This window comes from Mycobacterium persicum, from assembly GCF_002086915.1.
Classification (GTDB): Bacteria; Actinomycetota; Actinomycetes; order Mycobacteriales; family Mycobacteriaceae; genus Mycobacterium; species Mycobacterium persicum.
Genome location: NZ_MWQA01000001.1, coordinates 1927387 through 1948680 on the forward strand (window position 1 = coordinate 1927387; position 21294 = coordinate 1948680).

A 21294-nucleotide genomic window follows, 5' to 3' on the forward strand; every position below is an offset into this window, starting at 1 on the left:
GGTTCGCCGATACCGTCGACACGAATCCACCTACCGCGAATGCGCTGCCGACGTGCTCGCCAGGCGGGTCCACAGCTGTGTCAGCCGCTGATACCAGCGGTCGAGTCCGAAGTCGCTAGCCCGCTCGCGTGCGGCGCTGCCCAGGTGCGCCCGCAGCTGTTCGTCGGTCACCAGTGCGCTCAGCGCTTCCGCGATCTCACCGGGGCGGCCGGGGCGGACGATCAGGCCGTCGACGCGATCACTGACCACCTCTGCGATGCTGCCGACTATCGTGGTCACCGGCGCCAGCCCGTATGCCATTGCTTCCAGCAGCGCCACCGGCAGACCTTCGCTGTAGCTGGGTAATACGAAAACGTGTGCGCTGCCGAGTAATTCGTCGCGTGCCGCGGGGTCCAGCCAGCCCGCCACGCGGATCGTCGCATCTAGCCCGGCGTTGCTGACCGCCGCGCGCACCTCGTCGACGTCGCCGTCCCCGGCCAGCGTCACCCGCAGCCGACGGCGAACAGTAGCGTCGAGCGAGGCGACGGCGGCGATCACGTCGTAGCTGCCCTTGCGTGCCCCCAGCCGACCCAACGACACCGCATGGACCGGCTCGGCACCGCTCTGGGTCACCGGTGTGTCCGGAATCCGGACTGCGTTGTGTAACACGCCGATTCGGCTACCGGCCAATCGGAGCCGGCTGGCGTACTCCGCGGCGTGACGCTCGCCCAGCACCAGCCAGCAATCGGCGGCCAGCATCCGCCGCACCGCTGCCCGGACCAGCGGCGGCAGTTGATCGAACCAGCCGCCGAAGTCGTAGCTGTGGGCGTGCACCACCGTAGGTATGCCGGTCAGCCGCGCCGCCCACAGCGGGAATGCCTTGCGGATCACGCTGCCACCGTGCGCCAGATGAACATGCAGAACATCGGTGTGCCCGCGCAGCACCAGCCAGGTGGCGCGCACCATCCCGTGGACCCCGACCCGCAGCCGCCGCCATCGCGGTTCGTCGACGAACGTCGGCACCACCGTGACATGGATCCGCTCGTCGGGATGTGCCGCCATGAGCGCGATCACCGCGGCCATGCCGCCCCGGCTGTCCGCGGCGATCGGCGCCGGACCCACCACCAGCACCCGCAGCGGCCCCGGCACCGAAGTCTCCCCGGCCCAATTCACCCGAGCCCACCGGTGAGCACCGGCGCCCGGTTGGCGGCCGTCCCGTCCGCTTCCGCGCCCGTGGACCGCGCGCCGGCGAACCCCATCGTCGCTCCCAGGGCCAGACCCAGTGAAACGGCGTCGGTCGGCATCTCCGGCAACGGCCATACGGCGGACATCGCGAGGAGGCCGGCGCTGACCGCCGCACTGATCTTCGCCGGCGCCGATGCCCGGCGCAGCGCCCGAAACAGCGGCGTCAGCGCGAACACGGCAAATGCCGCCATGCCCACCGCCCCGGCCTTGGCAAGCCACCACAGGTAGAAGAGATGGGAGTAGGTCGGATAGAACTTCATGGTGAACTCGTCCGGGTCGTTCCCGTACGGCAGCTGGTAGGCATAGCCCAGACCGTGGCCGAACAGCGGCGCCTGCGCGATCGCGCGGTCGAGGTTGTCGACTTCGCGCAGCCTGTCCAGCGTCGATGGGTCCACTGCCAACGCACCCGTCGAAACCCCGCCGAGCACCCGGCGATTGAATGCGCTGAACTGCTCGGCGACCCACGCGCCGGTCGACGAACCCTGCAGCAAGAACAGCGACCATGCCAGCGTCGCCGCAACGACGACCGCACCGATCGCGGTAAGGGTGACCGATCGGCGCAGGGTTGACCAGCTGAACCCGGCAAGTAGGGCGACGACGGCGGCCACCGCGAACGAGATCAATGGGTTTCGGCTGAATGACAGCAGCGTGATGATCGACGCGGGTGGGCCCAGCGCCAGATACATTGCGGGCCTGGCTCCCCCGACGATCGCGGCGGCGATCAGTGCGGTCAGCACGGCGGTGGCCGGTGTCTGGGCCGACAGGATGATCCGCAGGGCCTCGCCGGCACCGGTGCCCTGCAGGGTTTCGGCCCGGCCGGCGAGCCGGATGGCATGAAACGAACCCACGATTGCCATGGCAGCCGAGAACCACAGAATCAGGACCATCGCATGGATCGACCCTTTGACGTAATTGCCCTTCACGATCAGCAACGCAAGGATGAATCCGGCGACCATTTCGAGCAGCGTCGTCGATTCACGGATCACCACCCAGGAGGCATGTCCGGCGGCCAGTCCGGCAACGGTCGAAAACACCACCATCAACGCGAACATCCCCGGCAGGACGAAGTCGGAGAATCGCGGTTTCACGACCGGGATCAGGTAACAGATCGCCAGCACCAGCGCTGCCTGGTAGGCGTAAATCACCGCCGGGCCGACGACCTTGCCGACGTGCAAGTCGGCCGGCAGTGCCGCGAACGCCCAGAAAAGCGCGACCCAGACCATCGCTTCGGGCTTTGCCCAGTACACGACCAGGCTGAATATCGCTGCGATCAGCATCAGTCCCTGACCGGTCTGGCGTACCGCGAACACACCCACCAGAAAGCATCCGAACAGAAAAGTGGCGAACACTGCTCCGGTCGTCACCAAGCGATGGCGATCCCGCAGGTAGAAAATCACGGCGACCCGCTGACCTTTGCCCGATAGATCCGAGCCGCGGCTCTGGTGTGCCGGGGCACTCGGGCGTCGGTCAGCACGGTGCCGGCGAGCTGCGCGCCGGCAGCGCGCAGCGCGGTCAGCGCGTCGTTGAGTTCCTCGACGGTGGTGCGCCCCGCCCGCACCACTAACACCGTGGCTTGAACGGCGCCGGCCAGCAGACCGGTGTCGGCTGTCGCCAGCACCGGCGGCCCGTCGACCACCATTCGGTCGAAACGCGACGACAGGTCCGCCAGCACGGTGTCGATCACTTCCGGTAGATAGGCACTGCAGGGCGAAGTCTCGCGGCGGACGAATCGGGACGCGAGAATGAACAGCTTCGAAATCGGCGTCCGCTTCACGGTTTCGGCGGCAATAGCGGGGTTGGCCAGCGCGTTGGCCAGTCCCTCCCCCGATTCGACTCGCAGCAAACCGGCGATCACGGGTCGGCGGGTATCGCCCTCGACCAACAGCACGTCTTCGCCGAATTCGGCAAGCGCCAGCGACAAGTTCAGCGCCGTCGTCGTGGTTCCTTCACCGCCGAACGGCGCTGCCACCAGCACGCGACGGGCCTCGGGTCCGATGGCCCTGAGCAGTCGGGTGCGCAAACCGCGCACCGCGTCGTCGACCGTGACGTCGGAGCCGAACCGCGGTGTGGTGCCGTGCTTTCCGGGCAATTCGGCCAATGTCGGCAGGCCGGAAAGTTGTTCCAACTTCCCGCGGCTGCGGACGGTGCGATCGCTGGCCTCCCGGGTCAGTGCCACCGCGATGCCAAGCAGCACCCCGGCGGTGAGTCCCATCGCCAAGTTGCGCAGCGGCATCGGCCTGATCGGACGGCTGGGTATCTCGGGCTGCTTGACGACGATCGCGGTGGCCGTCGGCATCGGCTTCGGCGGCTGGGGTGCGTCCCGGCCCTGCGGACGCGCGTTGAGGTCGAGTGTCGGGACCAGCGTGGCAAACGAATCGGCCATCGCTCCGGCGAGCAGCGCGGCACGCTTGGGATCGGTATCGGTGACGGTGATCGTGAACAGCATCGACTTCGGGGTGTATTTCACCTGGGTATTGCTCACCAGGGTGTCGCCGCTGATCGGGAGTTGCAGACGACTGACGGCGCGCTCTGCTACGGCACGCCCGCCGGCAATCTCGGCGTACGACGACAACCGGTCTTGTGCAGCCTGCCCGCCCCAGTAGACCTCGGTGACGTCGGTCGCGCCAGCAATCGAGATGAAAACGGTGGCCGACGATTGGTACGCCTTGTTCTGGAAGATCGTGACTGCTGCCGCACCGGCCAGACAGGCCAGCAGCGCGGCCGCGACGAGTTTCCATCGCATGAGGAGGGTCTGAACGAAGGTGCGGAAATCCATCCACTGCCCTTTCTTGACCCGACCTTGACCCGACGTCACACGAATAGGGCCGATACTGTCTACTGCGCACCCGCGGCGCCGACCGCGAGCACATTATGCAGCATTACCGTGCAACGCATCGTCAAGATCGCTGCGTAGGGCCGAACAATCGCGAATTTTGCTGACTCCCGGTATGCCGCGCCGCGGCTCGCCTGCCTGGCAGGACAGGTAGGGAGTCGGGCATAGCGTAGGATCCACGCCGCAGCGTTATCTTCACGCCCAGCAACGAGGTAGCCGGTAGCGAATGGCCATGGACGCACAGCCGGTGATCGCGAGGAAATGCTGCTGGAGATACGCCACATGCCCCTAGCGCGCTCGGTCAAACGCCGGCTGGCCCCGGCGGTGAAAGCTGTCGCGCCACGCTTGTTCTGGCGGCGGAAATACCGATTGCTCCAGCGTCTCGACGAATCCGGCACGGACGCGCGGCTGGCGGCGTCGTTATGCGATCCGAACCGCATTTCGCTGGATATCGGAGCCGACGTCGGCGACGTCACGATCGCGATGCTTCCGGCGTCGCGGTCGGTCATAGCGTTCGAACCCCGGCCGGCCCAGGCCCGCGATCTGGCGGCCATGTTCGCTGCGGTCGACGCCGCGGTGCGGGTGGAGGCGGTGGCGCTCTCGGACAAGTCCGGCGTGGCGGCCATGCGTGTCGTCGACTCCGAACCGGGCCGGAGCACGATCGACACCCACAATGTCCTGGGCGACGTGGATGGCAGCGGCATCCAGTGCATCGACGTGCCGGTCAAGCGCCTCGACGATCTGCGGTTGGACGGCGTCGGCCTGATCAAGATCGACGTCGAGGGCCACGAACTGGCTGTGTTGCGCGGCGCCGCGGAAACGCTCCGGCGCAACCGGCCGGTGATTCTGGTGGAAGCCGAGGAACGCCATCGCCCCAACGCCGTCGCTGACATCACCGCGTTGCTGACGGGCTTCGGCTATGCGGGCTACTTCGAACTCGGCGACACTCGGCGGCCGGTCGAAGAGTTCGACCCCACGCAGCATCAAAACCCGGCAAACATCGGCGGCCCGGACGACTCGTGGGCGGTCCACGGCGTGTACGTCAACAACTTCGTGTTCGTGCCGGTGGAGGGGTGAAGCTCAAACCCTGTGGAGCTAAGGGGATTCGAACCCCTGACCTACTCGATGCGAACGAGTCGCGCTACCAACTGCGCCATAGCCCCTGATCGCTAGCAGGCTACCAGCCGCGGCAGCCGATTACCGAACCTGCCGGGGCTACTGACCGACGGCGCGCGGTAGATCGCGCGACCACCCGTAGTGTCGCATCGGGACCGCGCTGTCCAGGTGCTCGAAGATCGGGTCCTCGTCGTCGATTTCCAGGACCACCGCGCCGGGACGCCGCAACCGGGACGGCACCACGTCGTAGTCGCGGTCATGAGCGTTCTCCACGCCGACCCGCGCCCGCGCCATCCGATGCATCCGGCGACGACGGACCTTCTCCTCGATGCGGGTTTGCCGGCGCAAATAGGCCAGGTAGAGAACGGTGACTGTGATGGCGCTACCGCACAACCACCATGCCAGCGGCGTCACCTCGAAGGCCGCAACCGCCGAGCCCACCAGGACCAACGCCATCGCCATCAGCATGCGCTTGCGAAACGCGTACTTGCGCGCGCTCACCGCGGCGGCGGTCTTGGTGTCGAACCGGCGCCGCCGTGAGGCGCCGGGGGTGAAACTGGCCGGCACGTCGTGGTCGTCCTCGGGATCCTCCGCAGGTTCCAGACCGGATGAGTCCTCGACGTATTCGTATTCGTCGTCCGCACGGCCGGCACGGTCGGCATGCTCCCGGCCGCCGGCCCGCACCGCGAACAGTTCTGCGGTGTCGAGTTCTGAGTCGTCAGCGGCGTCGTCCTCGACGGCGGGTTCATCCGCATCGGATCGGCCATCGACCGCCAGCGGCGTGGGCTCGGCCATTCGGGCGCTGGCCCCGACCGGAAGCGCTCCCGCGTTCTCCTCGACCACCTCGACGTCCAGGTAGTCCGGCCGGTCGTCCTCGGTTTCGCGAGCCGCGCGCGCGGCGCCGACCTTCATGACGACCGCCCCCCGGCTGGCGTCGTCGGCAACGTCGGCGTCCTTCGCCACATCGTGGACCGGAGCGGTGTCCTGCTCCTCGTCGTCTTCGGCCTGGCCAATGGGCTCGGCGCCCCACTCTTCCTCGGGTTTCCAGTGGGGATCACTGCGATGACCGGCGGCGGGACCCGTGCGCTTGAGCAGTCGCGCGCTGGCACCACCATTGAGCACCCGGGTCGCCAAGGCGACGTCGCTGGTGCGCCGCACCGCGTCGCGTTTGCTGATGAGCATGGGCACCAGCACGAACAGCCAGAGCACCACGAGCGATATCCACAAGAGCGACTGCGGGATGCTTGGCATGGTACCTGCTCTCTTCGGTTCCGATCTCCGCGCGGCCCTATCGTTGGCCAACGCGGCCGGGCCATGCGCCTGAGGCAATTACACACCTGTAATTTGCCTCTCACAAGCACCACGAGTCACACGTGTCGCGTCAGCCACAATTTTCCCGATCAACGGCGGCTCGCCCGAGCCTTGCTGAACCGCACTTCGCGGCTCCGGCTCAGGGCAAACTCGCCAGGCCGGCGCGGATCAGCCTCGACACCACCGACCCGTCGACCTCTTCCATGGTGATCGCCACCAGCAGGTGGTCGCGCCATGCCGAGTCGACCTGGAGGTAGCGGCGCAGCAGCCCTTCCTCGCGAAAACCGACCTTCGCCAAAACGGCACGGCTGGCGGCATTCTCCGGACGCACGGTGGCCTCCACCCGATGCAGTCCCACCCGGCCGAAGCTGTGGTCGAGGCCCAGCGCCAAGGCACCGGTGGCCACCCCACCACCGGTATGGGTGCTCGGCACCCAGTAGCCGATCCAGGCCGATCGAAGCGCCCCGTGAGTGACGTTGCCAATGGTCAATTGACCGCAGAACTTCCCGTCGAGCTCGATGACGTAGGGCAGCATGCGGCCTTTGCGAGCCTCCGAACGCAGACCCGAACACACCGCCGGCCATGCGGCGACCGAATGCCGGATCGTCCAGTCACCTTCCGCGCTCGGCTCCCACGGCTCCAGGTGGGCACGATCGGCCATCCGGATCCGGCTCCACTGCGCGCCGTCGCGCATCCGGACCGGTCGCAATCGGATCACTCCCGCCCGGACCCGCAGCGGCCCGACGTTCATCGGCCACCCGGGATGGCGGTAACTCGAGCGCAACAGGTTCACAAGAAAGTGCCGCGGTTGCGCCTAGCCGTGCTGGGCCAGGAAGGCGACGTCGACGATCTCGCCGGTGCGAATCTGCTCCGCTCCGGTGGGAACCACAACCAGACAGTTGGCCTCGGCCAAGGTGGCGAGCAGGTGCGACGATCCGCCCGCGGCCCCGCCAAGCGCTTGCACCAGGTACTCGCCGCTATCCTGATCGCGCATCAGCTGACCGCGCAGGTAACCCTTGCGCCCGGCCACCGAGGTAATCGGCGACAAGGTGCGGGCCTGCACGATCCGGCGCATCGGCTGCCGCTTGCCCAGCGACAGCCTGATCAGCGGCCGGACCATCACCTCAAAAACCACCAGCGCGCTGACCGGATTGGCCGGCAGCAGAAACGTCGGAACCCGATCGCGCCCCAACTGCCCGAACCCCTGGACAGATCCGGGATGCATCGCGACCCGGACGACTTCCATCTCGCCGAGTTCGGACAGCACCGCGCGCACCGCTTCGGCGGCAGCACCGCCGACCCCGCCGGCGATCACCACCAGCTCCGCGCGGTTGAGCTGACCCTCGACGATCTCGCCGAGTTCCTTGGGGTTGTTGCTGACGATGCCGACCCGGTTCACCTCGGCCCCGGCATCGCGGCCGGCGGCGGCCAAGGCGTAGGAGTTGACGTCATACACCTGCCCGTTGCCCGGGGTCCGACAGATGTCGACCAACTCGCCGCCGACGGCCATGACCGACAGCCGCGGACGCGGGTGCACCAGCACCCGTTCCCGGCCGACCGCAGCCAGCAGGCCCACCTGCGCCGGGCCGATGATGGTGCCGGCGCGCACCGCGACGTCACCGGGCTGCACATCGTCCCCGGCATGGCGCACATAGGCGCCCGACGGCGCGCCGCGCAGCACCCGCACCCGCGACATCCCACCGTCGGTCCAGCGCAACGGCAGCACGGTATCGGCCAAAGCGGGCAGCGGGGCCCCGGTCTGCACCCGGGCCGCCTGGCGCGGCTGCAGCCTCGTCGGGGTGCGCGCACCCGCTTCGATGGTGCCCATCACCGGCAGGGTCACCACCTCGCGGCCCTCGAGGCTCGCGTCGTCGGCAAAGAACTCGGTGGCCCCCGGGCCAAGGTCTTGGCCGACACCCATCACGTCGACGCTGCGCACCGCGTAGCCGTCGATCGCGGCCTGGTCGAAACCGGGCAGCGGGCGCTCGGTCACCACTTCCTCGGCACACATCAGACCCTGCGCCTCGGCGATGGCAACCCGGATCGGCCTCGGGGCTACCGCGGCGGCCGATATTCGGGCCTGCTGCTCCTCCACAGAACGCACAGCACGCCTTTCCGTCGAGCCAGGTGGGCGAGCTGGGCCCGATCACCCGGCTCGCCCCGAGGGCGGGTCGCCCCACGCTGCCCGGCTACTGCTCGGTCAGACCCAATCGCGCCACCAACCATCGCCGCAACTCCGGGCCGTAATCGTCGCGATCCAATGCAAAGTCAACCGCAGCCTTGAGGTAGCCGCCGGGATTTCCCAAGTCGTGTCGGGATCCCCGGTGCACGACCACGTGCACCGGATGGCCCTCGGCAATCAGCAGCGCAATGGCGTCGGTGAGCTGGACTTCCCCACCCGCTCCCCGGTCGATGCGGCGCAACGCATCGAAGATCGCCCGGTCGAGCACGTAGCGACCGGCTGCCGCGTACATCGACGGGGCGTCCTGCGCCTTGGGCTTTTCGACCATCCCCTTGACCCTCAGCACGTCGGCCATCTCGGCATCCGGGGCCGGTTCGACATCGAAGACCCCGTAGGCGCTGATCTCCTCGGGTGTCACCTCGATGGCGCATAACACTGTGCCGCCTAGCCGGGCCCGTACCTTCGACATGGTCTTCAGCACCCCGGTCGGCAGCACCAGGTCATCGGGCAGCAGCACCGCGACGGCGTCCTCGTCCGCAGCCAGCGCGGGCTCTACACAGCCGATGGCGTGTCCGAGTCCCAGCGGCTCCGACTGCACCACGGACTCCACCTTGATCAGCTCCGGAGCGCGACGCACCTTGGCCAGCATGGCCGTCTTGCCGCGGGCCTCGAGGGTGCCCTCGAGCACCAGATCCTCGACGAAATGGGCGACCACACTGTCCTTGCCCTCGGAGGTGACGATCACCAGGCGCTCGGCACCGGCGGCAGCCGCCTCGGCGGCCACCAGCTCGATTCCGGGCGTGTCGACGACCGGCAGCAGCTCCTTGGGCACCGTCTTGGTCGCGGGCAGAAACCGCGTGCCCAGGCCGGCTGCGGGGACGATCGCCGTGAAAGGGACCGGAACATCTGATGACATCGTTCACACGATAACTCTCACCGGATTTGCCGGGTGGGTTCGGCGTGGCGAATTCCCGGCCTGTCATCGTTGTGGGCGTGACAACCGCAGGCAAGGCAGCGTTGCGGCGACGGGTGCTGGCCGCGCGTCGCCTGGTTGCCGACGACGTCCGGGCCACCGAGGCTGGGCTGTTCACCCGGCATCTGGAGCCGTTGGTGAGCGGCCACATCACGGTCTGCGCCTATGTGCCGGTGGGCGGCGAGCCCGGGTCGATGGACATGCTCATGGCATTGCGGCACCGCGCGGCACGGGTGCTGTTGCCGGTGGCCCGGGTCGCCGCGGACAACGTCCCATTAGCGCTGTTGTGGGGTGAGTACCGCCCCGGCGAGCTGGTGCGGGGCCGGTGGGGACTGCTGGAGCCGCCCGAACCCTGGCTGCCGGAATCGGCGGTGACCGAGGCCGGCCTGGTACTCGTGCCGGCGCTGGCCGTGGACCGCCGGGGCGTGCGGCTGGGCAAGGGGCTTGGTTTCTACGACCGCTCCCTGGCTGGGATGAACCCGCACACATGGCTGATTGCGCTGGTCCGCGACGAGGAATTGGTCGACGAACTGCCGCAGGAAGCACACGACGTGCGAATGACCCATGTCGTCACACCCACATGCGGATTAATCGCGCTCCCGTGCGGGAATGACTGATGTCACGTGGTGGTTCTAGCACTTGAGAAGGTAGAGTGCTAGCCCAAGCCGAATTTTCCGGAGGTTCTTGTGCCGACTTACAGCTACGCGTGCACCGAGTGCGCCGACCGCTTCGACGTTGTGCAAGCCTTCACCGACGAAGCGCTGACCACCTGCGGGAAGTGCTCCGGTCGGCTGCGCAAGCTGTTCAACTCGGTTGGCGTCGTCTTCAAGGGCAGCGGTTTTTACCGCACCGACAGCCGCGAAACCGACAAGAAGTCGAAGAGCTCCACCAACGGGTCGTCATCCACCGAGACCACGTCGAGCGAGACCAAGTCGTCGAGCCCGGCGGAGAAGTCCACCAGCACCGCCGCCCCGGTTACCGCGGGCGCTACGAGCTGACCGGTTATCCACAGGTCGCTTCCTGACCGGCATCGCCGGCGCTGCTTCGCGCATACGGTGTGTCGGTGGCCGAACCATCGCTGAACGCATCCCTGTTCAGCCGCCTATCGATGCTGCTGCGCCCGGACTGGACCCGGACCGTCCTGGCGCGGCGCATCGCCGCCGCTGGACTCGTCGTGCTGGCCGGCGTAGCAGCGCTGCGGTCGAATACCGAGGCCGAGGGTTCGCTGGTGGTGGTCGCCGCTCGGGACCTGCGCCCGGGCAGTGCTCTGACCTATGACGACATCCGGCTCGAAACGCGTTCGGCGGCAACGCTTCCCGATGGATCACGGGCCGACCTGGAGGCAGTGGTCGGTTCGACGCTGGCAGGCCCGGCGCGACGCGGCGAGGTGCTCACCGATGTGCGGATCCTGGGCAGCCGACTGGCCGAGTCGACTGCCGGTCCCGGCGCCCGCATCGTCCCACTCCATCTGGCCGATAGCGCGCTGATCGACCTTGTCCGGGTCGGCGACGTGGTGGACGTGCTTGCGGCGCCGGCTACCGACTCACCGGCGGCTGCGTCGCCGGTCAGCAAGGTCGTGGCCACCGACGCCGTCGTCGTGCTGGTGTCGGCCAAACAGGAACTTCAGCCACGCGATGACCGGGTGGTGTTGGTCGTCCTGCCGGCACGCCTGGCGAATACGGTCGCGGGCGCGGTGCTGGGGCAGACGGTGACGCTGACCTTGCATTGAGCCGGCAGCCACAAATAACCCGCATCTGAGATACCGTCTGCCTTCGACGTGCCGAGACAACGGCCCGGCATGCAAGCACAGGATCAGACGACATCGACTGGGGAAAGGCGCTACCCATGCTCAAAGGGTTCAAGGAGTTTCTCGCGCGGGGCAATATCGTCGACCTGGCCGTCGCGGTGGTCATCGGCACCGCGTTCACGGCGTTGGTCACCAAATTCACCGACAGCATCATCACGCCGTTGATAACCCGGGTCGGTGTCAACCAGCAGACCAGCTTCGGCATCCTGCGGTTGGACATCGGCGGCGGGCAGGCCATCGACTTGAACATCCTCGTGTCGGCGGCCATCAACTTTGTGCTGATCGCCGCCGTGGTGTACTTCCTGATCGTGCTGCCGTACAACAGGCTGCGCAAAAAAGGTGAGGTCGAGCAGGCGGACGACGCACAGGTGGTCCTGCTCACCGAGATCCGGGACTTGCTGGCCCAAACCAACGGCAGCGGCACGTCGGGCAAGCATGGTTCGGCGGCCGCGGCCCTGTCGCCGCCGCCCAACCACGGGCCTCGCGCGGACACCTGATCCGCGGGTTACTTCCGAAACTCAGATTTCGAGACTCGACAACTGCCCGATGATCTGAGCGGCCAACGGATTCAGCGTCGCCATGCCGTCTCGGACGGCGTAGCGGGAACCGGCGAGATTAACCACCAGCGTGCTTCCCGATACTCCCGCCAAGCCGCGCGACAGGCCCGCGTCGATGATCCCTGCCGACAGTCCTGAAGCGCGGATGGCTTCGGCGATACCGAGGATTTCCCGGTCCAGGATGTCGCGGGTGGCCTCCGGCGTGACGTCGCGGGGCGTGACACCGGTCCCACCGACCGACACCACCAGGTCCACGCCGCCGATCACCGCGGTGTTCAGCGCGTTGCGGATCTCAACCTCGTCGGCCGACACCGCGACCACTCCGTCGACAACGAACCCGGCCTCGGTGAGCAGCTCGGTAACCAACGGGCCGCTGTGGTCTTCGTCGCCGTGGGCAGTGCGATCGTCGACGACGACGACAAGTGCCCGGCCCACCACCAACTCCGCACCCTGTTCCATGGGAGCAACCGTATATCCGAGCTCTGACAACGGAGGACCCGACTTCATCACTGCTCCGCCTTGCCTAGCGTTACCTGCACGGTGCGGCTGCCACCCGAGGGGTCCTGGAAGGTGAGCACCACCTTGTCGCCCGGCGCCTTGGACCGCACCGCGGCGACCAGCGCGTCAGCGCTGTTGATGGGGCGCTCGTCCACCTTGGTGACGATGACCCCCTTGGGCACACCGGCAGTTGCGGCGGCACCGCCTTGCACCACCTCGACCACCTTGGCGCCGGGAATGCCCTTGTCAGTGGTCACCTGCACGCCCAGCGAGGCATGTGTCGCCTTGCCGGTGCTGATCAGCTCGTCGGCAATGCGCTTGGCCTGGTCGACCGGGATCGCAAAACCCAGGCCGATCGAGCCACTCTGGGCATCACCGGAATCCGCGCCCAACGTGGCGATGGCCGAGTTGATGCCGACCAGCTGGCCGTTCATGTTGACCAGCGCACCACCGGAGTTGCCGGGGTTGATGGCGGCGTCGGTCTGGATGGCGTCCAAAACGGTGTTCTGGTTACCGGCCTCGCCGGTGGTCGACACCGGCCGGTTGAGGGCGCTGACGATTCCCGTGGTCACCGTGCCGGCCAGACCCAGCGGTGAACCGATCGCCAGGACCGGCTGACCGACCCGCAGATCCGATGACGATCCCAGCGATATGGGGGTGAGTCCGCTGACACCTTGGACCTTGATCACGGCGATGTCACTGGTCGGATCGGCACCGACCACCGTGAACGGCGCCGTCCGGCCGTCAGAGAAGGTCACCGTGGTTTTGGGCGGCGGAGCACCGGCGGGCGGTTTCGCGGCGGCCGCGACGACGTGATTGTTGGTCAGGATCAGCCCGTCGCTGGACAGGATGACACCCGAGCCCTCCTCAGATGCGCGCCCCAGATCGGTCTCCAGCATCACGACGCTGGGCACCACCTTGGCAGCCACCTGCTCGACCGAACCCGCCGGCATGTTTGCTGCCGGAATGCTGGGAGCGCCGCTGGCGACCACTCCGCCACCGTTGGTGCTCGCCGGTGACCGGGTCAATTCGACGACCGATGCGGCCGCGCCACCGATACCGGCCGACACTACGGCGATGGTGAGCGCGCCGATCGCCAGCATGCCTGCGCGGGGACGTCGCTGCTGAATCACCGTGGGAGGCGGTGACATCGGCGGAAGGATGCCGGTTATCGGGCCGGGACCAGTGCCGCCACCGACAGGGCCCTGACCGGTGCCGCCCAGGATCGGGCCCACCCCGGTACCGCCGGGCAGCGGGCGCGGCCCGGTACCCGCGAAGGGGTCATAGGGCCGACCATACTGCGGCTGCGATCGCTGGTGGCGCCAGTCGAACTGCTGGTTGTATGTTTGCGCAGACCCTTGCACATAAGCCGGCGGCACCGGTTGGTTCGGCGCGGCACGATATTCCGGCTGCTGCGGCGGTGGCGAATACCTCGGGTGATTCGTCATGTCGCTAAATTGCTCTTCCTCTACTGGGGCTTAGTGAGCCCTGTGCTTGGCCATGCGCTGCGGGCATGGGCTTGTTGTCAACAGTAACTGCACTACTACCTTGCGCGCGCGGACTGAGAATCCACTGAGATAACGTTCGTCGAACTCCGTGAGTTCGTGGAGTCCCCGGCGCCTTCATCAGATCGGCCGGCCTCGGCCCTGGCGCCGGTACCGGCTGAGTTCGCCGGGTTCGCCGGGTAGGTCGCACCCGGCATCGGGCGGCCCGGCAGCAGCACGGAAATCGACGTTCCCGGCGGCTGACCACCCGGAACGGTGTCTTCAACTCGCAGCGATCCACCGTGATTGAGCACCACCTGCTTGACGATCGCCAGGCCCAGGCCCGAACCCGGCATCGCCCGAGCCGACGCTGACCGGTAGAACCGCTCGAACACCAGACGCCGCTCTTGCGGGGGAATGCCGGGCCCGCGGTCCGAGACCACCAGCTCGGCGTGTGACGGGTCGAGTTGTCTCAGCGTGACGCCCACGTGGCCTCCCGGTGGACTCCACTTGGCCGCGTTGTCCATGAGGTTGAGCGCCGCCCGTGACAACCCGGCGGCGTCACCGTAGATCTGCCAGGGAATCACCTGGACATCGAAGTGAATGTCGTTGCGCCGCCGCCTGACCCGCTCCAGGCTGCGGTCGACGACGTCGGCCATGTCGACCGTTTCGTGCACCACTTCACCGGCGTCGCCGCGCGTCAGGTCCACCAAATCGCCTACCAGAGTGGATAATTCCTCGATCTGGGCCAGCACATCGGCACGCAGGCCGACCATCTCCTGCTCCGGCAGTCGCGGCGCTCCGGGCTCCATCGACGCCATCAGTAGTTCGACATTGGTGCGAAGCGACGTCAACGGGGTGCGCAACTCGTGCCCGGCATCGGTGACCAACCTGGCCTGTCGCTCCCGGGATTCGGCCAGCGCCCGCAGCATCAGGTTGAACGCCTCGGTAAGCCTGGCCAATTCGTCACTGCCGAATACCGGGATGGGTCGCAGGTCGTCGGTTCGCGCCACCCGCTCGGCCGCCTCGGTGAGCCGGCCCACCGGACGCAGCCCCGCTCGGGTGACCATGCCCCCTGCCACTGCGGCGACCGCCACGCCGACACCACCCACGATCAGCAGTACCGCGCGAAGTTTGGTCATGACCGCCTCGGTCGGCTTCAAACTCTTGGAGATCAGCAGGGAGCTGCCGCTGGGCAAGTGGATGGCAAGCACCCGCTGATCGGCCGCCGTGCGCCGCGACATGAACAACTCGCCGCGGATGACGGCCTTTTCCGGCGCTCCGACGGGCAGGTGCTGACCGGGCTGGTTGGCGGTATAGATCGAGTGGCCCGGGTTCACCAGCATTGCATTGACATCCGAATACGCTGTGCCCTCGATGGCCTTGCCCGGGTCGGCGGCGAGCGACCCGCTGGCGATCAGCAATTGCGCGCGGCTCTGCAGCTGATTGTCGATGTCGTTGTAGAGGGCGGCCGAAATCACCGCGTACACCGCGAACGACATGAGAACGACGACCATCGCCACCATCGACATCGCCAGCAGCATGACCCGCCACCGCAGGGACAACGAACTGGTCGTTCGCAGCGGTACCCGTGCTCGGCGGCGGAACCCGAGCATCAGGGCGGCGTTTCGCGTAGCACGTAACCCACTCCCCGGACGGTGTGGATCAGCCGCGGCTCGCCATCGGCCTCGGTTTTGCGGCGCAGATACCCCACGTAGACCTCCAGCGCATTGCCGGACGTGGGAAAGTCGAAACCCCACACCTCTTCGAGGATGCGGCTGCGGGTGAGCACGCGTCGCGGATTGGCGATCAGCATTTCCAGCAAGGCGAATTCGGTGCGGGTGAGGCTGATGCGGCGCTGCCCGCGGGTGACCTCACGGGTCACCGGGTCCAGGCTGAGGTCGGAGAAGTGCAGGGCCACCGACTCGGCGGTGTCGTCGGGCTTGGTGCGGCGCAGCAATGCCCGCATCCGCGCCAGCAATTCTTCGAGAGCGAACGGCTTCGGCAGGTAATCGTCGGCGCCGGCGTCGAGGCCGGCCACCCGCTCCGAAACCGAGTCGCGGGCGGTCAGCACCAGGATCGGCAGGTCGTCGCCGGTGCTGCGGAGCTGACGGCACACCTCCAAACCGTCCAGCCGCGGCATCATGACATCGAGCACGAGCGCGTCGGGCCGATCGCTGGCGATCATGTCGAGAGCCTCGAGCCCGTCATGGGCCAGTTCGACCGAGTAGCCGTTGAAGGAAAGCGACCGGCGCAGTGACTCGCGTACCGCACGATCGTCGTCGACGACAAGAATTCGCACGGACACTAGTTTCGTACGACCGCCTGAGACTGGCCTGAGAGGCGCGCCGGACCGGTGGGCTCGGCCGGCGGGCTCGTCACATGCGCCACAATAGCCCCTGCCGGGAGCTAGCGCCGGTCGAGGTCGACGAGGCCCAGCCGCGCCGCCTTGAGCAGCCTGCGGGGCACTTTGTGCTTCTGGCCGGCCACGGTGACACCCACCAGTTCGGTCGAGGTGGCCTTCCACTGCGAGCGCCGGCTTCGGGTATTCGCGCGCGACGTCCTGCGCTTGGGTACCGCCATGGTGGGGCCTTACTCCTCGATCGGGTTGGTCGGTGCGTGTCGCATCGCAGGACCGTGGACCTGCCGGGTCGGCCGGACGGCGACACTACCCATTTGATGGGTGCCTTAAGAGGGTAGTCGGTGAGCTCCAGCTCGCCAAAACGGAGCGCGACGTCGGCGAGAGAGGCGGGTATCACACCGCTCGAGGCTTACGGCTATGCTGACCTACCGGTTGGTTGGCCGGGTTCGGCCCCATCGGTAATCCCAATGAAGGGAGGACGCGCATGGACGCTGTTGGTGGCGCGTCCGGCACGGTGCGGATCGGCAACTGCTCGGGCTTCTACGGCGACCGCCTCCCGGCCATGCGTGAGATGCTCACCGGCGGTGAGCTGGACTACGTCACCGGCGACTACCTGGCCGAACTGACCATGCTGATCCTCGGTCGCGACAAGATGAAGCACCCCGAGCGCGGCTACGCCAAGACATTCCTAACCCAACTCGAGGACTGCCTGGGGCTGGCCTGCGACCGCGGGGTCCGCATTGTGGCCAACGCCGGCGGCCTCAACCCGGCCGGCTTGGCCGACGCGATCCGGGCCCTGGCCCACCACCTCGGCGTGCCGGCCCGGGTCGCCCACGTCGAAGGCGATGACCTGCTGGCGCGGGCAGCCGAGCTCGGCCTCGGCACACCGCTGACGGCCAACGCCTACCTGGGTGCGTGGGGCATCGTCGACTGCCTCAAGGCCGGAGCCGACGTCGTCGTCACCGGCCGGGTGACCGACGCCTCGGTGCTCGTCGGGTCGGCGGCCGCGCACTTCGGCTGGAGCCGCACCGACTACGACCAGCTGGCCGGAGCGGTGGTCGCCGGTCACGTCATCGAATGCGGGGTGCAGGCCACCGGCGGCAACTACTCCTTCTTCACCGAGATTCCCGCGGTGCCGGGCCTTGTGCACGCCGGCTTCCCGCTGGCCGAGGTCCACGCCGACGGCTCCTCGGTGATCACCAAACACCCCGGCACCGGCGGTCTGGTCAGCACCGACACCGTCACCGCGCAGCTGCTCTACGAGATCACCGGCGCCCGCTACGCCAACCCGGACGTGACGGCGCGGATGGACACCATCGCGCTCTCGGCGGACGGCCCGGACCGGGTGCGCATCAGCGGTGTGGTTGGCGAACCGCCGCCGCCCACGCTCAAGGTGTCGCTGAACAGCATTGGCGGCTTCCGCAACTCCATGACCTTCGTGCTGACCGGCCTCGACATCGAGGCCAAGGCCGATCTGGTGCGACACCAGCTCGAAGCCGCGCTGACCGTCAAACCCGCCGAATTCGAATGGACCCTGGCCCGCACCGACCACCCCGACGCCGACACCGAGGAGGCGGCCAGCGCCTTGCTGCGCTGCGTGGTCCGCGATCCCGATCCCGCTAAGGTCGGACGGCAATTCTCCTCGGCCGCAGTCGAATTGGCGTTAGCCAGCTATCCGGGCTTCACCGTGACCGCCCCGCCCGGCGACGGTCAGGTGTACGGCGTCTACACCCCGGGCTACGTCGACGCCACCCAGGTGCCGCACGTCGCGGTCCATCCCGACGGCACCCGCAGTGAAATCGCCTGCGCTTCCGAGACTTTGGAGCTGGCACCGGCGGCTCCCCCGCCGCTTCCCGAGCCGTTGCCAGCGGGACCGACCCGGCGTGCGCCGCTGGGTTTGATCGCCGGCGCCCGCAGCGGCGACAAGGGCGGTTCGGCCAACATCGGACTGTGGGTGCGCACCGACGAGCAGTGGCGCTGGCTGGCCAACACGTTGACCGCCGAGTTTCTCAAAGAACTGTTGCCCGAGACGGCAGAACTCGACGTCACGCGGTATGTGCTGCCCAATCTGCGGGCGATGAATTTCGTGATCGAGGGGATCCTGGGTCAGGGCGTGGCCTACCAGGCGCGTTTCGATCCGCAAGCCAAGGGGCTGGGCGAATGGCTGCGCAGCCGCCACGTCAACATTCCGGAGACGCTGTTGTGAATATCTGGACCACACCGGAGCGCGAGCAGCTGCGAAAGACCGTCCGCTCGTTTGCCGAACGAGAAGTCCTGCCGCATATCGACGAATGGGAGCGAGTCGGCGAGTTGCCGCGTGACTTGCACCGGCGCGCCGGGGCCGCCGGCCTGCTGGGAGCGGGTTTTCCCGAAGCCGTCGGCGGTGGCGGGGGCGACGCCGCCGACTCGGTGATCATCTGCGAGGAGATGCACCAATCCGGTTCGCCCGGCGGTGTTTTCGCGTCGCTGTTCACCTGTGGCATCGCGGTGCCGCACATGATCGCCTCCGGCGACGCACGGTTGATCGACACCTACGTTCGTCCCACCCTGGCCGGTGAGAAAATCGGCGCGCTGGCCATCACCGAACCCGGCGGCGGCTCGGACGTCGGGCACCTGCGCACCGGCGCCGTCCGCGACGGCGACCACTATGTGATCAACGGCGCCAAGACCTACATCACCTCCGGGGTGCGCGCCGACTACGTCGTCACCGCGGTGCGCACCGGCGGACCCGGGGCAGCGGGGGTGTCGCTGGTGGTGGTCGACAAGGGCACACCTGGTTTCGAGGTCACCCGCAAGCTGGACAAGATGGGCTGGCGCTCCTCGGACACCGCCGAGCTGTCCTACACCGACGTGCGGGTACCGGCCGCCAATCTGGTCGGCGCCGAGCACAGCGGATTCGCCCAGATCGCCCAGGCGTTCGTCGCCGAACGTATCGGTCTTGCCGCACAGGCATATTCGAGCGCGCAGCGATGTCTGGACATCACCGCGCAGTGGTGTCGCGACCGGGAGACGTTCGGGCGTCCGCTGATCTCGCGTCAGGCGGTGCAGAACACCCTGGCCGAGATGGCCCGGCGCATCGACGTCGCCCGGGTCTACTCCCGTCACGTGGTGGAGCGTCAGCTGGCCGGGGAAACGAACCTGATTGCGCAGGTGTGCTTCGCCAAGAACACCGCCGTCGAGGCCGGCGAATGGGTGGCCAACCAGGCCGTCCAGCTCTTCGGCGGGATGGGCTACATGGCCGAATCCGAAGTCGAACGCCAGTATCGGGACATGAGGATACTGGGCATCGGCGGCGGAACCACCGAAATCCTGACCGCACTTGCCGCCAAACTGCTGGGGTATCAATCGTGACCGTTTTGCGGTCCAGCCTCGACGCCCATGCCGGCGCGTACGCCGAAGCGGCAACGGCGACGGCGGCAAAGCTCGACGAAATCGCCGCCGAACTGGCGAAGGCGCTGGCGGGCGGCGGGCCCAAATACGTCGACCGTCACCACGCCCGCGGCAAGCTCACGGCCCGGGAACGCATCGAATTGCTCGTCGACCCGGATTCGCCGTTCCTCGAGCTGAGCCCCCTGGCGGCATACGGCAGCGCCTTCACGGTCGGTGCCAGTACGGTCGTCGGCATCGGCGCCGTGTCCGGCGTGGAATGCTTGATCGTCGCCAACGACCCGACGGTCAAAGGCGGCACCAGCAACCCGTGGACGTTGCGAAAAATCCTGCGGGCCAACCAGATCGCGTTCCAGAACCGGCTTCCGGTGATCTCGCTGGTGGAATCCGGCGGGGCGGACCTGCCGACTCAGAAGGAGATCTTCATTCCCGGCGGAGCAATGTTCCGCGACCTCACCCGGCTGTCCGCAGCCGGGATCCCGACTATCGCACTGGTATTCGGCAACTCCACCGCGGGCGGCGCCTACATTCCCGGCATGTGCGATCACGTGGTGATGATCAAGGAACGCTCCAAGGTGTTCCTGGCGGGCCCGCCACTGGTAAAGATGGCCACCGGCGAGGAGTCCGACGACGAGTCGCTGGGTGGCGCCGAAATGCATGCCCGCATCTCGGGTTTGGCCGACTACTTCGCGCAAGACGAACTCGACGCGATCCGCGTTGGACGTCGCATCGTGGCCCGGCTGAACTGGGTCAAGCGGGGGCCCGCGCCCGGGCCGGTCACCGAGCCGTTGTTCGACGCCGAGGAGCTGATCGGCATCGTCCCGGCGGACCTGCGCATTCCGTTCGACCCGCGGGAGGTTATCGCCCGCATTGTCGACGGCTCCGAATTCGACGAGTTCAAGCCGCTGTACGGCTCGTCGCTGGTGACCGGGTGGGCCCGGCTGCATGGCTACCCGCTGGGCATCCTGGCCAACGCGCGCGGCATACTTTTCAGCGAAGAGTCGCAAAAGGCTACCCAGTTCATCGAGCTCGCCAACCGCTACGACACGCCACTGTTGTTCTTGCACAACACCACCGGCTACATGGTTGGCAAGGTCTACGAAGAGGGCGGCATGATCAAGCACGGCTCGATGATGATCAACGCCGTGTCCAACTCGACCGTGCCGCACATCTCGCTGTTGATCGGCGCGTCATATGGCGCGGGCCACTACGGGATGTGCGGGCGCGCCTACGACCCGAGGTTCCTGTTCGCCTGGCCCAGCGCCAAGTCCGCGGTGATGGGCGGCGCGCAGCTGGCGGGGGTGCTGTCCATCGTGGCCCGCGCCGCCGCCGAGGCTCGCGGCCAGCAGGTCGACGAAGCGGCCGACACAGCGATGCGTGCCGCCGTCGAAGGCCAGATCGAAGCCGAGTCGTTGCCGCTGGTGTTGTCCGGGATGCTCTACGACGACGGGGTGATCGACCCGCGCGACACCCGCACCGTGCTGGGAATGTGTTTGTCCGCCATCGCCAATGGCCCGATCAAGGGAACGTCGAACTTCGGCGTCTTCCGGATGTGATGCA

General features: G+C 67.4%; 20 protein-coding genes and 1 tRNA gene. 8 read left to right on the forward strand and 13 right to left on the reverse strand.

Annotation, left to right across the window (positions count from 1 at the left end; all coding sequences use genetic code 11):
• Positions 1–30: 30 nt before the first annotated feature.
• From B4U45_RS08590 to B4U45_RS08600, 3 genes are read right to left on the reverse strand one after another with little or no spacing between them, the layout of a single operon-like run.
• Positions 31–1128, reverse strand: coding sequence for a glycosyltransferase family 4 protein (locus B4U45_RS08590; protein ID WP_232336916.1), 1098 nt, complete (start codon positions 1126–1128; stop codon positions 31–33).
• A gap of 20 nt (positions 1129–1148) precedes the next feature.
• The gene (locus B4U45_RS08595; protein WP_075549212.1) at positions 1149–2621 is read right to left on the reverse strand and encodes an O-antigen ligase family protein; all 1473 of its coding nucleotides are present in this window, start codon (positions 2619–2621) and stop codon (positions 1149–1151) included.
• Positions 2618–4000: a tyrosine-protein kinase domain-containing protein gene (locus tag B4U45_RS08600; protein ID WP_075549211.1), complete on the reverse strand. Its 1383-nt coding sequence runs from the start codon at positions 3998–4000 to the stop codon at positions 2618–2620. Before B4U45_RS08600 ends, B4U45_RS08595 begins: the two co-directional genes overlap by 4 nt.
• 339 nt (positions 4001–4339) lie before the next feature.
• Between B4U45_RS08600 and B4U45_RS08605 the strand changes: the two genes are divergently transcribed.
• Complete coding sequence (locus tag B4U45_RS08605; protein ID WP_075549277.1) at positions 4340–5134, forward strand: FkbM family methyltransferase; 795 nt, start codon at positions 4340–4342, stop codon at positions 5132–5134.
• A gap of 13 nt (positions 5135–5147) precedes the next feature.
• On the opposite strand, the gene B4U45_RS08610 is transcribed toward B4U45_RS08605, so the two are convergent.
• From B4U45_RS08610 to B4U45_RS08630, 5 genes are all read right to left on the reverse strand, one after another.
• Positions 5148–5220 (reverse strand) — tRNA-Ala (locus B4U45_RS08610).
• A 52-nt stretch (positions 5221–5272) separates the two neighbouring features.
• Positions 5273–6424 carry a divisome protein SepX/GlpR gene (gene sepX, locus B4U45_RS08615; RefSeq protein ID WP_075549210.1) on the reverse strand — a complete coding sequence of 384 codons (1152 nt, stop codon included), beginning with the start codon at positions 6422–6424 and terminating at the stop codon, positions 5273–5275.
• Between the two features lie 199 nt (positions 6425–6623).
• Positions 6624–7277 carry a GNAT family N-acetyltransferase gene (locus B4U45_RS08620; protein ID WP_082275620.1) on the reverse strand — a complete coding sequence of 218 codons (654 nt, stop codon included), beginning with the start codon at positions 7275–7277 and terminating at the stop codon, positions 6624–6626.
• 21 nt (positions 7278–7298) lie between these two features.
• A complete protein-coding gene (gene glp / locus B4U45_RS08625; protein WP_075549208.1) occupies positions 7299–8588 on the reverse strand; it encodes a molybdotransferase-like divisome protein Glp in 1290 nt (429 codons plus the stop codon).
• An 85-nt stretch (positions 8589–8673) separates the two neighbouring features.
• The gene (locus B4U45_RS08630) at positions 8674–9582 is read right to left on the reverse strand and encodes a UTP--glucose-1-phosphate uridylyltransferase (RefSeq protein WP_063471203.1); all 909 of its coding nucleotides are present in this window, start codon (positions 9580–9582) and stop codon (positions 8674–8676) included.
• A gap of 77 nt (positions 9583–9659) precedes the next feature.
• On the opposite strand from B4U45_RS08630, the gene B4U45_RS08635 reads away from it, so the two are divergent.
• The 4 genes from B4U45_RS08635 to mscL all read left to right on the forward strand — a co-directional run bounded on the left by B4U45_RS08635 (position 9660) and on the right by mscL (position 11943).
• Positions 9660–10256, forward strand: a complete 597-nt coding sequence (locus B4U45_RS08635; RefSeq protein WP_075549276.1) for a 5-formyltetrahydrofolate cyclo-ligase — start codon at positions 9660–9662, stop codon at positions 10254–10256.
• 69 nt (positions 10257–10325) lie between these two features.
• A complete protein-coding gene (locus tag B4U45_RS08640; protein WP_075549207.1) occupies positions 10326–10637 on the forward strand; it encodes an FmdB family zinc ribbon protein in 312 nt (103 codons plus the stop codon).
• A 65-nt stretch (positions 10638–10702) separates the two neighbouring features.
• Positions 10703–11368, forward strand: a complete 666-nt coding sequence (locus B4U45_RS08645) for an SAF domain-containing protein (protein WP_075549275.1) — start codon at positions 10703–10705, stop codon at positions 11366–11368.
• A gap of 116 nt (positions 11369–11484) precedes the next feature.
• Positions 11485–11943 (forward strand): large-conductance mechanosensitive channel protein MscL, encoded by a 459-nt coding sequence (mscL, locus tag B4U45_RS08650; protein ID WP_075549206.1) that lies wholly within the window; start codon positions 11485–11487, stop codon positions 11941–11943.
• Positions 11944–11964: 21 nt separating this feature from the next.
• Here mscL and B4U45_RS08655 read toward each other — a convergent pair whose 3' ends face one another.
• From B4U45_RS08655 to rpmF, 5 genes are all read right to left on the reverse strand, one after another.
• Positions 11965–12510 (reverse strand): MogA/MoaB family molybdenum cofactor biosynthesis protein, encoded by a 546-nt coding sequence (locus B4U45_RS08655; RefSeq protein WP_075549205.1) that lies wholly within the window; start codon positions 12508–12510, stop codon positions 11965–11967.
• Complete coding sequence (locus B4U45_RS08660; RefSeq protein ID WP_083153980.1) at positions 12510–13949, reverse strand: S1C family serine protease; 1440 nt, start codon at positions 13947–13949, stop codon at positions 12510–12512. The genes B4U45_RS08655 and B4U45_RS08660 overlap by 1 nt, the downstream gene beginning before the upstream one ends.
• Positions 13950–14044: 95 nt before the next feature.
• Positions 14045–15601 carry a HAMP domain-containing sensor histidine kinase gene (locus B4U45_RS08665; RefSeq protein WP_075549203.1) on the reverse strand — a complete coding sequence of 519 codons (1557 nt, stop codon included), beginning with the start codon at positions 15599–15601 and terminating at the stop codon, positions 14045–14047.
• The gene (gene mprA / locus B4U45_RS08670) at positions 15601–16287 is read right to left on the reverse strand and encodes a two-component system response regulator MprA (protein WP_075549274.1); all 687 of its coding nucleotides are present in this window, start codon (positions 16285–16287) and stop codon (positions 15601–15603) included. The genes B4U45_RS08665 and mprA overlap by 1 nt, the downstream gene beginning before the upstream one ends.
• A 107-nt stretch (positions 16288–16394) precedes the next feature.
• On the reverse strand, positions 16395–16568 hold the full coding sequence (rpmF, locus tag B4U45_RS08675; protein ID WP_036409829.1) for a 50S ribosomal protein L32: 174 nt from the start codon (positions 16566–16568) through the stop codon (positions 16395–16397).
• A 293-nt stretch (positions 16569–16861) separates the two neighbouring features.
• Here rpmF and B4U45_RS08680 point away from each other — a divergent pair, with 293 nt between their 5' ends.
• From B4U45_RS08680 to B4U45_RS08690, 3 genes are read left to right on the forward strand one after another with little or no spacing between them, the layout of a single operon-like run.
• Entirely contained in the window at positions 16862–18553 is a 1692-nt protein-coding gene (locus B4U45_RS08680) for an acyclic terpene utilization AtuA family protein (protein WP_089025067.1), read from the forward strand.
• A complete protein-coding gene (locus B4U45_RS08685) occupies positions 18550–19698 on the forward strand; it encodes an acyl-CoA dehydrogenase family protein (protein WP_075549201.1) in 1149 nt (382 codons plus the stop codon). The genes B4U45_RS08680 and B4U45_RS08685 overlap by 4 nt, the downstream gene beginning before the upstream one ends.
• Positions 19695–21290, forward strand: coding sequence for an acyl-CoA carboxylase subunit beta (locus B4U45_RS08690; RefSeq protein ID WP_075549200.1), 1596 nt, complete (start codon positions 19695–19697; stop codon positions 21288–21290). Before B4U45_RS08685 ends, B4U45_RS08690 begins: the two co-directional genes overlap by 4 nt.
• Positions 21291–21294 lie beyond the last annotated feature (4 nt).

Excerpts from the sequence above, each read along its gene's own strand:
- B4U45_RS08600 (WP_075549211.1), bottom strand. The coding sequence starts at position 4,000 with ATGGATTTCCGCACCTTCGTTCAGACCCTCCTCATGCGATGGAAACTC.
- B4U45_RS08605 (WP_075549277.1), top strand. The coding sequence starts at position 4,340 with ATGCCCCTAGCGCGCTCGGTCAAACGCCGGCTGGCCCCGGCGGTGAAA.
- sepX (WP_075549210.1), bottom strand. The coding sequence starts at position 6,424 with ATGCCAAGCATCCCGCAGTCGCTCTTGTGGATATCGCTCGTGGTGCTC.
- B4U45_RS08630 (WP_063471203.1), bottom strand. The coding sequence starts at position 9,582 with ATGTCATCAGATGTTCCGGTCCCTTTCACGGCGATCGTCCCCGCAGCC.
- mscL (WP_075549206.1), top strand. The coding sequence starts at position 11,485 with ATGCTCAAAGGGTTCAAGGAGTTTCTCGCGCGGGGCAATATCGTCGAC.
- B4U45_RS08655 (WP_075549205.1), bottom strand. The coding sequence starts at position 12,510 with ATGAAGTCGGGTCCTCCGTTGTCAGAGCTCGGATATACGGTTGCTCCC.
- B4U45_RS08660 (WP_083153980.1), bottom strand. The coding sequence starts at position 13,949 with ATGACGAATCACCCGAGGTATTCGCCACCGCCGCAGCAGCCGGAATAT.
- B4U45_RS08665 (WP_075549203.1), bottom strand. The coding sequence starts at position 15,601 with ATGCTCGGGTTCCGCCGCCGAGCACGGGTACCGCTGCGAACGACCAGT.
- rpmF (WP_036409829.1), bottom strand. The coding sequence starts at position 16,568 with ATGGCGGTACCCAAGCGCAGGACGTCGCGCGCGAATACCCGAAGCCGG.